Annotated in this window: 8 protein-coding genes; 6 read left to right on the top strand and 2 right to left on the bottom strand. The window is 69.5% G+C overall.

What is annotated here, in order from left to right; translation table 11 throughout:
- On the bottom strand, positions 1–6,590 hold a 6,590-nt coding region (locus B2P18_RS05640; RefSeq protein ID WP_286956595.1), incomplete at its 3' end, for a DUF6531 domain-containing protein.
- A gap of 732 nt (positions 6,591–7,322) precedes the next feature.
- On the opposite strand from B2P18_RS05640, the gene B2P18_RS05635 reads away from it, so the two are divergent.
- The 6 genes from B2P18_RS05635 to B2P18_RS05610 all read left to right on the top strand — a co-directional run bounded on the left by B2P18_RS05635 (position 7,323) and on the right by B2P18_RS05610 (position 11,010).
- Entirely contained in the window at positions 7,323–8,147 is an 825-nt protein-coding gene (locus tag B2P18_RS05635; RefSeq protein ID WP_019287889.1) for a hypothetical protein, read from the top strand.
- The gene (locus tag B2P18_RS05630) at positions 8,144–8,728 is read left to right on the top strand and encodes a hypothetical protein (RefSeq protein ID WP_034253121.1); all 585 of its coding nucleotides are present in this window, start codon (positions 8,144–8,146) and stop codon (positions 8,726–8,728) included. Before B2P18_RS05635 ends, B2P18_RS05630 begins: the two co-directional genes overlap by 4 nt.
- A 218-nt stretch (positions 8,729–8,946) precedes the next feature.
- Positions 8,947–9,147: an antitoxin VbhA family protein gene (locus B2P18_RS05625; RefSeq protein WP_156911384.1), complete on the top strand. Its 201-nt coding sequence runs from the start codon at positions 8,947–8,949 to the stop codon at positions 9,145–9,147.
- Positions 9,148–9,572: 425 nt separating this feature from the next.
- Entirely contained in the window at positions 9,573–9,749 is a 177-nt protein-coding gene (locus tag B2P18_RS05620) for a hypothetical protein (RefSeq protein WP_019287893.1), read from the top strand.
- Between the two features lie 30 nt (positions 9,750–9,779).
- Positions 9,780–10,265 (top strand): hypothetical protein, encoded by a 486-nt coding sequence (locus tag B2P18_RS05615; RefSeq protein WP_019287894.1) that lies wholly within the window; start codon positions 9,780–9,782, stop codon positions 10,263–10,265.
- A gap of 100 nt (positions 10,266–10,365) precedes the next feature.
- Complete coding sequence (locus B2P18_RS05610) at positions 10,366–11,010, top strand: hypothetical protein (protein ID WP_286956583.1); 645 nt, start codon at positions 10,366–10,368, stop codon at positions 11,008–11,010.
- Positions 11,011–11,420: 410 nt separating this feature from the next.
- Here the strand turns inward: B2P18_RS05610 and B2P18_RS05605 are convergent, their stop codons facing one another.
- On the bottom strand, positions 11,421–11,918 hold the full coding sequence (locus B2P18_RS05605; protein WP_019287896.1) for a hypothetical protein: 498 nt from the start codon (positions 11,916–11,918) through the stop codon (positions 11,421–11,423).
- Positions 11,919–11,972: the final 54 nt, after the last annotated feature.

Raw genomic sequence — 11,972 nt, 5'->3', positions numbered from 1 at the left:
ATTCGGACGCGTGCCAGGTCAGACCAGCCCATGGGAGTGGTGGGTGAGCGGAAGTTCGGCTGACCCTTCCCGTTGAATCGAATATGATATTTGTGGGGAGTATGAATATACCTCTGGGTCGACTTCTCGAAGTGTGCGTCGCCCGCCACGTCGTAATGGTATTGACGCCCGCGGCGCTTAATGGAAACCCGATTCTTTCCTCCGTTTAGGGCCTTCAATCGTCTTCCGTATCGTACTTTGCTCGCCGCATTGGCTGCGCGGGCGAGTCGATAGGCCTTGGCGCCTATTCTCAACGCGCGTACGAACACTCCGCCTGGGATGAAAGTTAGAGCCGCTTCTCTCGCGATCGCGCCTCGGTTTCGGTAGGCGGCACCCACGACACCCTTGCCGTTCTTGCGGGTGTCGTACAGGTCGAAGTTGCCGCCGTAACTGGAGCCGCCTCCGCCTCCTCCACCGTACCCGCCTACCTCTTGCCGGCGTCCGTCGAGGTCGTAGCTGTTGATGGGGTCGAGGGGGTAGGTGTAGGCGGTGGGGTTGCCGCCGGGTTCGGGGTCGAGGCTGGTGAAGGCGCCGCGGGTGGGGTTGTAGTAGCGGTCGCCCATGAGGGTGAGGCCGGCGGTTTCGAGGGTGGTGGAGCGTTGTTTGGCTCCGAGCCATCCGTAGCCGAGGGGCCCGTCGACGTTCATGGTGGCCCAGGGGTTTCTGGGGGTGCCGTACTCGGTGTAGTCGCTCCACCCGTTGATCCGTGTGGCTGCGGCGTCTTGTGACTGGTCGGCGGGGATGGTGAGGGTGGTGGCGGTGTCGCCGTGCAGGGTGGTCAGGGTCAGGTCGACGGCCCCGTCCTGGGCGAGCTGGGCGCCGAGGTCTCCGCCGAGCGACTCAGCGAACCGCGTCGTGGCTGGGGTTCCGCCGTCGGGGGTGATGACGGTCCAGGACGGGTTGTCGGTGCCGTCGGTGTAGTGCCGCACCACGGTCTGGGACTGCACGGCCCCGCCGGTGCTGGTGGTGCGCTGGGTCAGACGCCGACCCGCGACATCGAGGGTGAAGGTGGTGTCGGTGCCGCCCTGCCGCGCGCTGGCGGGGAGGTCGTTGTCGAAGTACCCGAGGGTGATGTCCCCACTGGCCGGGTCGGGGGCGTCGACGGCGGGCACGAGGGTCTGCCGCCCGAGCTCGTCGTACGTGTACGCGCCGACGGCGTTGGTGCCGGTGGTGGGGCGGTCGGCGGTGTCGTACGCGTACGTCTTGTCCAGCACTTGGCTGGGTGTGCTGGCGCAGGAGCCGTCGGCGTGGTCTTCGACGCGGTGGCTGGTCCGGTTCCCGTTCACGCCCAGGGTGCCGTCGAAGCCGTAGGTACGGACCTGGCAGGGGATGCTGCTGGTGGTGCCGTCGGTCGTGGTGGCGTCGGTGTCGGGGGTGACGGTGGTGCCCGTCGTCGTGGCGGTCCGGTCGGTCACCTTGCTGAGGCGTCCGGCCTGGTCGTAGGTGTAGGCGCGGTCGTAGCCGATGGCATCCCCAGGCTTGGCGACGTTGGTGGGGGTGTCGGTGGTGCCGGCCTTCCCGTCGAACGCGGCGCCTTGTCCGGTGTAGTCGCGTACGACGCGGCCGGCGGGGTCGTTGGCCTGGGTCCAGGCCATCCACACGCCGCGGGTGGGGGTGCCGGGGGTGTAGACGGTGTTGCCGTCGGCGTCGGCGCTGGTGGTGTAGGGGGTGACCTGCCCGGTGTAGGCGAGGCCGGTAGGTTCACCGGCGTCGTCGTAGGTGGTGGTCTGCTCGAGCTGGCCGGGCATGCTCTGCCGGTAGAGCTTGCCGTCGGCGTCGTAGGCGCCGGTGTAGGTGATGTCGCCCTTGCCGGCGGAGCGGGTGATGATGACGCGGGTGGTCATCCCGCGGTGCTCGGTCTTCCCGGCGAGGTCGGTGCCGTCGTACCCGTAGCTCGTGGTGCCCTTGGCGTCGGTGACGGACGCGACCCGCCCGGCGGTGTCGTAGCTGGTGGTGGCCTTGTCACCGAGCTGGTTCGTGGTGCTGGTCTGGCGACCCCACGTGTCGAACGTGGCGGACTGGCTGGGCCCGGTCGGTTGCCCGTTGCTGTCGAGCTCGACGGTCCCGGTCGCGATCCCGGTGGCGGGGTCGTAGAGGGTCTTGGTGCCGGGTCGGGCCGCGCTCGAGGCGAGCCCGGCCACGGTCGTCGTGACGGTGTCGGCGCGCCCGTCGAGCAGGTACGTGCTGGTGGTGGTGCGGGTGACGGCGCCGCTGGTCTCCACGGTGGCGGCGGGCGCGAGCTGGTAGGTGTATTTCGTGGCTCGTTCGTCGGGAAGGGTCTGTCCTGGGGGTGGCGCGGCCGGACGAGTAGCGCATGCCAGGCCGGCCCACTCGGGGTGGCCGCCGCAGGCGGCGTCGGCGCCGGTCTGCGCGGCAGCGGTGTAGTAGCTGGTGAGGGTGGTGCCTGCTCCCCCACCGGTGTTCGCCTCGGACGGCTGGCGGGTCTCGGTGGTGCGGCCTTCGGCGTCGTGGAAGGTGCGGGCGGTGATGTCGCCGGCGTCCACGGTCCCGTTCAGGTTCATGTCCGTAGTGGTGGACGTCGAGGCGCCGAGGGTCCAGCCGCTGGTGGCGTCGTCACCGGGTGTCTTGGGCTCGTACCCGGTAATGGTGCGGGCGGTGGTCTCGACGTCGGTGCCGGTGGTGTCGGCCGCGGTCACGGTGACCGTGGTCGCCAGGCCGTACCCGGTGCCGGTCTTGGGGTTCACGCCGTTGTTGGGGGCGCCCTGGTCGTAGAGGGTCTTGGTGTGCGGGCGCACGGTCGTGGTGGTTCCGTCGCGCAGGACTGAGGGCCGCTGGGGTCCCCACACGTCGGTCACGAACGACCCCGCGGGGGCCTTCGCGGGCACACCGGCCACGGTGCTCGTGGTGGTGTCGGGGTTGTAGTCGGTGACGGTGCCGAGCGCGGACGCGTCGTACGCCTGCCCGTCGGGCAGGGGGTTGTCGGCGGTCCAGGCCAGTGCGCGCTGGATCGCGTCGGCGTCCAGCTCGAGGGTGACGTTGCCCTGGGTGTTGTACCGCGTGTATGTGGGCAGCCAGGTGCCGGTGCCGTAGGAGGCGGTGTTGATGGTGTACCCGGCCTGGTCGGTGTAGGACAGGTCGGCGTACCGCCAGTCGTCACCGGTGACGGTGTCGGTGTTGCCGGTGTAGTCGGGGCCGAACACGGCGGCCGCGTAGGTGGGCGGGTTGGTCTGTCCCCAGCGGCTGGTCATGGCGCTGCTCATGTCGGGCAGACCGGCCTGGCCCTGGATCCCGTACCGGACGCGGGTCAGGGCGGTGGCGCCCTGACCGCCCGGGTTGGGGCGGGACACGCTGGCGAGCTTCAACCGGGAGTCGCTGGTGGCGTACGCGAGCTGGTAGGGGGCCTGCCCGGCGGGGGTGATGGTGGTGATCTCGTTCTGGGCGCCGTACGTGTAGCTGGTCCCGAGCCCGGAGCGGGGGTCGGTGACCTTGGTGAGGCGCTTGCTGGCGTCGTAGCTGTAGCAGGCGACCGGGACGGTGGCCATCGACCCGGCCGCGGCGGTGCTGCTGGTGCCGTCGCAGGCCTTCACGGTCAGCGCGTCGGGGGTGTAGATCTCCATCGCGACGGACCCGACCTGCCCGGCCGGTGCCCCGTTGGTGCCGTAGGCGACGCGCAGGGCGCGGCAGCCGGGCTTGAGGCCGGTGGTGCTGCCGTTGTCGGGGCAGTCCGCGGCGGTCATCCCGGCGGGGACGGGCGCCAGGATCCGGGTCACGAGTCCGGTCGTGTTGCGGGTGTAGGTGGTGGTGCCGGACCCGGGCTCGGTGACGGTGGCGGGTGCGAACTGGCCGGCGGCGCCGGTGGTGGGGGCCTTGGTGGCGGTGAACGTGGTGGTGGTGCCGTCGGCCTCGGTGAGGGTGAACGTCTTGGTCTGCTCGTTCCAGGCCAGGGTGGTGCCGTCCAGGGCTGTGTCGTCGTCCGCGGGCACCCACGCCTTGGGGTTCATGGTCGCGCCGGTGCGGCGCAGCCCGTCGACCGGGCGGTAGATGAGGGTGGTGCCGTCCTCGGCGGCGAACACCATGGACCCGTCGATGTGGGTGGCGTCGATCGGGGTCAGCCCGGCCAGGCCGGCGTCCGAGCCGTCCAGGTTCGCGGTCCAGCCCGGCCCGAACACGCTGGCGGCGGGGGTGGCCTGGGCGGTGGTGTTGTTGCCGTACGTGGAGTGGGACCGGGACAGGGTCAGGTCACCGGTGTACCCGGGCACGGACACGTCAGTGGCCGACTGGTTGTACTCGCCGGTGAACAGGGCGACCTGCCCGGGGCCGGCGTCGGACGTGGGGAAGCCGTTGCCGAAGGCGTGCGGGACCCGGGAGATGGTGACCGGGGACGCCGACCAGGTGCACTGGGTGCCGGTGGAGTAGGTGAAGCAGACCTGCACGTCGATCAGGACCGGGACGCGGTCGTTGAGGGTGACCGCGGGGGTCTGGGCGTTGTCGACGTCAGCGGTCATGGAGTCCCACGCCGCCGAATACACCAGCGACGTCGTCGAGGACCCGGTCCCGGTCAGGGACACGCCGGTCAGGCCGGTCGCGTCGTTCCACTTGCCGGTCTCGGTGGTGCCGTACCCGGACACGCGCCACTGGACCTTGCCGGTGACGGTCGTCGCGGAGCCCTTCGGGGGCCCGGCTGCGGCGACCCGGATCGCGCCGGTGGTGGTGGCCGCGACCCGCACGCCGGCGGCGACCTGCTGACCGTCCACGGTGGCGGCGGGGGCCGGGGTGGGGGTGGTCATGGCCGCGTTGCCCCACCCGAGGGTGTGGGTGACGTGGGCGGACAGCTTCCCGGTGATCGAGGCGTTCCACGCCTCGATCGAGTGCCCGCCCGTGGTGGTGGGGATGGTGACGGTGGTCTTGGCGGTTCTCGGGTCGCTGGAGGGGGTGATCGCGACGGTCTTCTCCGCGGCGCCGTCGAGCCGGTAGTGGATGTACGCCGGGGTGCTGGTCGTGGCACCGGCCGCGGTGATCGTGCACGTCACCGGCGCGGTGGGCGCGGTGTCGGTCCACGACCCGCTGGTCTGGTACGGGGCCGGACAGGACACGACCGGCTTGGCGGGGATGCCGGCGGCGGTGCGGAACGTCGTCCACGGCGACCAGGTCCCGTTCCACAGGCCCTGGTCGTCCTGCACCGCGACGCGGGCGTAGTAGACCGCGTTGTCGGACAGGGTGCCGGGCACCGAGCACTTGCCGGCCTGCCCTGAGGCGGCCTTGACCTGGCACGACGTCAGCGGGGTCGCGTTGGTGGCGGCGGTGTTCGTGGTGTGGATCTCGACCTTGAGGGTGACGTCGTTGCCGTCAGGGTCGGTCGCCGCCATCTGGAACTCCGGCGTCAGGTCCGGGGTGTAGATCAACGACGACGTCCAGGTCGGGGCCTTGTACGTCACCGCGGGGAACGTCATCGCTGGGGCCGCGGCAGCGTTCGGCTTGCGGTTGTAGGTGATCGTGAACACCGGCGGCGTCGCCGTCTCTGAGGACGCGAACTTCTTCCACGACCGGATGTCCGTCTCGCTCGCGGCCTTCAACGCCACCGCGCCCGTCGAGGACGACGCGGTCGACCACGCCTGGAACAGGCTCGTCAACGGGACACTCACGTCACCGGCCGGGCACGCGCTCGAGTACCCCTTCGCCGCCGACACCGACCCGTACACGGTCGGGTTGATGTACGGCTGCGCGGTCCATCGGGTCGCCGTCGACGCCGGGTTCGCGGCGAACACGTTCATCCCGGTCGCGGTGCACGAGCTCGACCACGCCTCCCGCAGCCGCAGCGACGCGGACTTCACCTGCAGACCGTGGAAGCTGCCCAGCGGGACGTTCAGGAAGGACCGCGCCACCGTCGACCCGTCATAGGTGCCGGCCTTCAGCTCGGTCGACCCGGACTCGTCGGTGGTGAAGTTCGACTGCACGAACGTGTCGAAGCTCGGCTTGACCGTCAACGACGCGTACGTCGGGTCCACCACGATCGGGAACACCCGCGCCGGGTCGGACGCCCACGCCTTGTCCACGCTCACCGTCAACGTCGCCTGGCCCGGGTTGGCCTGGGCGACAGTCATCTTCACCGGCACCCGGTTCGCGGGGTCGCCCGAGCGGGGATCGACCTTCGCGTCCCACGCAGACGCCGGAGCCAGCCGCGAGACCGTCTTGCCGTGCGCGTCGACGAAGTCCACTCCCCCAACCGGGGTCGGCTTCGCGATCAAGCCCCTGGTCTTCAACGGCACCGTCCACGACAACCCCGTAGCCGGGTTCACCGCGGACTTGTCCTTGACCACGTAGAACGACTCGAACCCGCTCCGCAGCGCGTCCACGCGGTAGTCCACCCCGGTCGCCACGTCCGGCCACGTCGCCGACGCCCCCGACAGGACCGGCTTGCCCATCCGTCCCGTCCACCCCAGCGTCACCTGGCGTCCCGCGCCGTGGTCCACACTCGTGCCCGCCGCGCCAACCCGCACCCCCACCACCGGGCGCTTCGGAGCCACAGAACCGTCCAGCGCCGCCGCCATCGTCAGGTCCACGTCCGCCCACGCGCCCGTGGCGTCCTTCACGCTGGTCTGCCCCACCGACGCGCGCGTGGTGAACGTCCCATCCGGGTTCACCCACGTCCGCGCGAACTCGGACCGCTCCGAGAGAGCCTCCACCGGGGCGCCCTGCGCCCGCGCAGCCACCCGCGCCGACACCACGTCCCGCGCCGAGTCCACCCGCGGCGCCGCCGGCTTGGCCTGCGGGACACGTGCTGGTGGAGCCTCAGGCACCGCAGCCGCAGTCCCATCCGCTGCGACCAACGCGCCCACCGCAACCACGGCCGCCACGAACACCCGACGAGAAGCCAGACCCCACAACGACATGGGAACCCTCCACGAGGCGAAGCCCTTCACCCAGAGCAACGGGGAACCACCACACAGTGACCCAGGACAAGTAAACCTGACCGCACCCTGACACGCCACAGCGGGGTACGCATATTCGTGCGTGTGACGGTGTCACTGCAGGCTCCGGGGCGCGGCGGGCTCGTCTCGAGAACCATGGAGTCCGCGCCACCCCAGATCCCCTGTCCCTGAGCACGGGTCAATCGCTGTGGAGAACACTCCGGGCCGCACGCCACTACCCCACCGACCGGACCGAGTAGCCAGCCACACCGCCGGCAGCCCCTAAGGCATCGCAGAAGATCTCACACCGCCTTAGCAACGTGATTAAAGGTTATTTCATACACCCGCTGAGGCAGCCTCCCAAGGAGGCTGGGTAGTTTGGATCGTAGTGTCAGGGCGTCATACCTTCACCACATGGACAAGCAGCGAACCGCCTCGAGCGACAGCAGCCCGGTCGCCCCGGCGACCGTTGCCGACACCCGTAACTTCCTCATCGAACGGTCTGGCCGGACGTTCACCCCGCTGGGCAAGACATTCATCCAGAACCCCGACCGTACGGCCAGTAGCCGACGGGCCCCCCTGGCGCAGTTTGTTACCCACCGCGACCATCGCGGGCTCCTCGCGCTGCTGATGCTGCACACCATCATCAGCAGCGGCGACCACGAGGACGGCTGGAGCGCCAGCCTGCCTCTGCCGGTGTGGGCACGGGCGTTCGCCACCACCGCGACCGCGACCGACGCCTCGGCGAAGTCTGCCGCCACCAAGATCCTGACCCGCCTGCAGGCCCGGCACCTCATCGAACGCCGCCACGGCGGCCCCCGCGCCGTCGTGATCACCCTGCTGTCCCCAGACGGCAGCGCGGAGCCCTACACCCGCCCCATCGGCGCCGCGGCCACCAGTCGGTTCATCCGCCTCAACCACCGCTTCTGGACCGAAGAATGGGACACCCACCTGTCCTTGCCGGCAGTAGCCATGCTCCTGGTCGCCCTGCACGAGAAACCCGGCTTCCCCCTGCCCACCGAGCGCATGCCCGCCTGGTACGGCTGGTCCGCCGACACTGCCGAACGAGGTTTACGCGAGCTGCGCGACAACGGTCTCCTGCACGTCGAGCGACGCACCCGGACCTCGCCCCTGTCCCCCACCGGCCTGAGCACCCAGAACCTCTACACCCTCCAAGCCCCGTTCGACCCCGACACCCTCACCCGCGATATCGCCGCCCGCACCAGGACCCGCCCATGAGCCCAGCGACGACGCCGATAGCCCTGCGCGCCTGGGTAGACGAGTCCGCCTCGGTCCACGACCTCGACCCCGGCGCCTACATCCTCGCCGCCGCGATCGGCCCCGCCCACCTCGAGGACGACACCCGCCACAGCATGCGCTCCCTGAGGCTGCCCGGCCAGAACAAGCTCCACTGGCGCGACGAGGACGAGCGACGTCGGGGCGTCATCGCCACCACCATCGCTGCTCTCGAGCACACCTACCTCGTCGTCGTCCGCGAAGGCTGCGCCAGTGACAACCTCAAACGACGACGCAACAAGACGATCGAACGACTCCTGCCCGAGCTGGAACTGCTCGGCGTCACCCAGGTGACCTTCGAGTCTCGCGGCTCCGCTGACGACAAGCGCGACCTTGACCTCGTCCAGGCGTTGCGCGGTCGCGGTCGCCTTGGCCCGGCCGTCCGGATCCACCATGTGCGCGGACGCGACGAACCCCTGCTGTGGATCCCCGACGCGGTCTGTGGAGCCGTCACCAACGCCCGCACCACCACCGGTGAGTACCTCGACGCCCTCCACGAGCGCATCCGCCTCATCACCATCTAACTCCGAACATGACGCGAGCCCCGGGCCCTGTCGTCCGGCAGGAAATCCCGAGGCTCACTTCCCCAAACCCTCGCAAGGGAGGGGCGCTACAACCACTATAGGCCGCGACCCGGTCAGGAAGTCCAGCAGCGAAGATCCTATCCGTCAGTTGAACCACGCCCGTGAGCCCCACCTACAGCAGGAGACGACACCCGAGAGGGGGTGACAGCATGACGAGCATGACCTTGGACAAGCCGATCACCGAGCAGGAGTACGTCGCCCGGGTCGCCGACGCGCGTCGTATCCGGCACTCGACCGAGATGGAGGGCGGCCGCACCAGCGACGTCGCGCGCGCCGAGCAGGACCGGTACGTGCGTGGGGAGATCACCGGTGACGAGCTGATCGCGCTGATCAAGGCACGCCACCGCGATGGCCGGTGACGGCGAGGGCGAGTCCTGGGACCTGAACGACCTGGTGGCCGCGCACGCGGTCGGTCGGTTGCCGCCCGGTGTTGTCGACGACGAGGTCGCCGACCAGCTCGCCCCGCTGACCGAGGACCCGATGCGGTACGTGCGCCTGTACGTCCCCGCCGCTGCCGACACTCGCACCGTCGCCCTGGTCCCCGGCACCGAGGCGTTCTTGTCCCTGGACCAGGCCCGTGCTTCCCTGGTCCCCGGCGCGGGCCTGGTCGTCGCCGACGTCCACGTGTTCGGGGTCGCCTACACCCCGGCCGGCGACGAGCCCGGCCGCCTCACCTACAGCAGCGGCCCGCTGACCGGGTTCACGGTCCACGACCCGACCGGGCCCCTCCCGGCGCGCCCCGTGGACGATCGGCGACCAGGCCCAGCGGTGGGCCGCGTACGTCATGGACGACGGGGTCACCCTGCGCAACCTGGTCGGCGCCCGCTCCCCCGAGCAGCTGCGCACCCGCGAGGACGAGCTCGTCGAGGCCCGCGCCCTGACCCTGCGCGAGCAGGGCCTGGACTCCTACGACCTGGCCGGCGCCCGGCAGGTGCACCGGCACCTGTTCCAGGACGTCTAAGAGCGGGCCGGTGAGCTGCGCACCGTCAGCATGGAGAAGGGCGGCGGGCGGTTCATCGGCGACGCCGTCCTGCCCGCCGCGGCCGCGCAGCTCGCGGTCCACCTGCGCGACACCGACAACCTGCGCGCCGTCGCCCCCGACCGGTTCCCCGCCGCCCTCGCCCGGGTGTACGGGGTCAACAACCAGATCCATTTCGCCCGCGAAGGGAACGGCAGAACTAACCGTGAGGTGGTGTCGATGCTCGCCGCGCACAACGGTTTTCGCGTCGACTGGACCGTGGTCAAGGGCGCCATGAACGACCGGATCTCGCGACAGGCCGTCATCACCGGCAGCATGGCCGGCTACGAGGCCATGTTCCAGGTCATCACCCGCCCCACCGACCGGCCACGCGCCACCGCGGCGACCCCCAACCCGGGCGACCGCGGACCCGCCCAGCGGCCCATCCACCTGACCGGCGAAGACAGCGCATACGGCCCCCGCGTCGATGGCCCGCGCCACCGCGGGCCCCGCGCGTGAGCCCACAACACGGCCGGCGCGCCGCCTGCGCGGCCCCCGTCGTCCACAGGGCGCCGACGGCCGCGGTGACGGGGCCGTGCGGGCTGGTTAAGGTCGGGCCATGACTGACACACAAGCCCGGATGGACCAGGCGTTTGCGCTCGTGGCCGCGGCCGTCGACGTGCTCCTGGCGCGAACGCAGGGCATGGACGGCCTGGACGAGAACCTGCAGTTGTCGCGGGTGCTGGACGACCTGCAGGTCGCCGGCGCCGACCCGGCCAGCCCGGAGGTCCTCGACGACGACGCCCTGGCGGGCGAGAGCGTGGTGTCGCTCCTGGGCGGTGACATCGACGAAGAGGTCGACAACCCTCTCCCGGTCCACCTCGGACTGGCTGAATTTGACCCGTTGATCATCTTCCCACTGGGCGGCAACGACCTTGCGGATCAAAGCGCGATGCACCTTGTCCTCGTTTGTTCCAATCTGTTCGGCGACGATGTAGCGGATCAGATCCCACCCCGCCAGCATGTCCGCATAGGCCCATTTGGTCTCGGCCGGGGCGTTGTCGACCCAAGGATTCAGCGCTTCGCGCCAGAAGCAGGTCATCTGCTCGTACCCGAACTCCTTCGCATAGCCGCGAAGCTTCTGATCCAGCTTGTCGAAGGTGCCGGTCTCATCCTTGGCCGTGCTCGGCACGTTCGTGACGAGCGCGTAGTGCCGAACACCCTCCTCCGCGAGCCCGTCGCAGATTGTCAGCCTCCTTCTTGACAACTTGCTCCAGCCAGCTGACCGGATTCTTCTCACACCCGTTGACCGACCACTTGACCTGGTAGACCATCACCTTCGAGGGATCGACCGCGCGCAGACCGTCTCGGCCACCGTCCGCTTGGCGTAGTGCCATCGGGATGTAGTCGGAGAACTGGTTGACGAGTAGAGCGCCGACGAGCTGCTGGAAGTCGTGATCGCCCAGACGCTCGTACAGGTAACGATGTCGGCTCTCGGGCAAGACTCTCTCCTCCGTTGCCAGCCGAGCCCGAGGGGCCGACTGCGATCAGCACTGCAATTCTGACACCGCGGTGTCTGCCTCACATGGCTAGCCATGCTCTCAGTACACGAGACCTTCATCGGTAGCGTGGCTCTGAATGTCCGCCTACTTCATTCAAGCGTCGAGCTTCTCGTCATGGATCGGCAGCTTTCAGCCGCTCAGACTCGCCCGGCGGCCGTGCGATTGCACCAATTATGCGATGCCCTGCGCCGGTTGCGTGGCGCGTGCACCTGGCCGCGTAGATCGACGTCTTGCTGGTATTCACACCACAGAGTTCGCAGGTGTGGCGTGATTCGTCCTCTGCTCCAGCGATGCGATGCTGGACAGCATCGCTGAACGACGGGGGTGCGATGTCGTAGCAGAGCCGGCCAGCCTTCTGATCCGCCCGCGTCACGACGTACTCGCCCAGTAGCTCGAGCAGATCATGGTGTAGCTCGTTCACGATCCGCACCCATCCTGCCGGCAGCGCCCAGACCTGGCCAGGGCTGCGCTGGGTGCTTAGCGCGATCGACGGATCCGCGACATCCCGCAGTGCCTCGGGATGCCCGCCAGCGAACAGGAAGATCCGCCCGTACTCGGCCAACTCGCGGGCCTTCATCTGCTGCAGCTCAGCCGTGAGTTCGTCCGTCACGAGACCTCCTTCTGCTTCTTGAGCCTACGTGCCAACCCTCAAAGACGAGAGGAT

This window comes from Arsenicicoccus sp. UBA2120 (assembly GCF_002330965.1).
Taxonomy (GTDB): Bacteria; Actinomycetota; Actinomycetes; order Actinomycetales; family Dermatophilaceae; genus Arsenicicoccus; species Arsenicicoccus bolidensis.
This window is presented reverse-complemented; position numbering and strand designations above follow the sequence as displayed.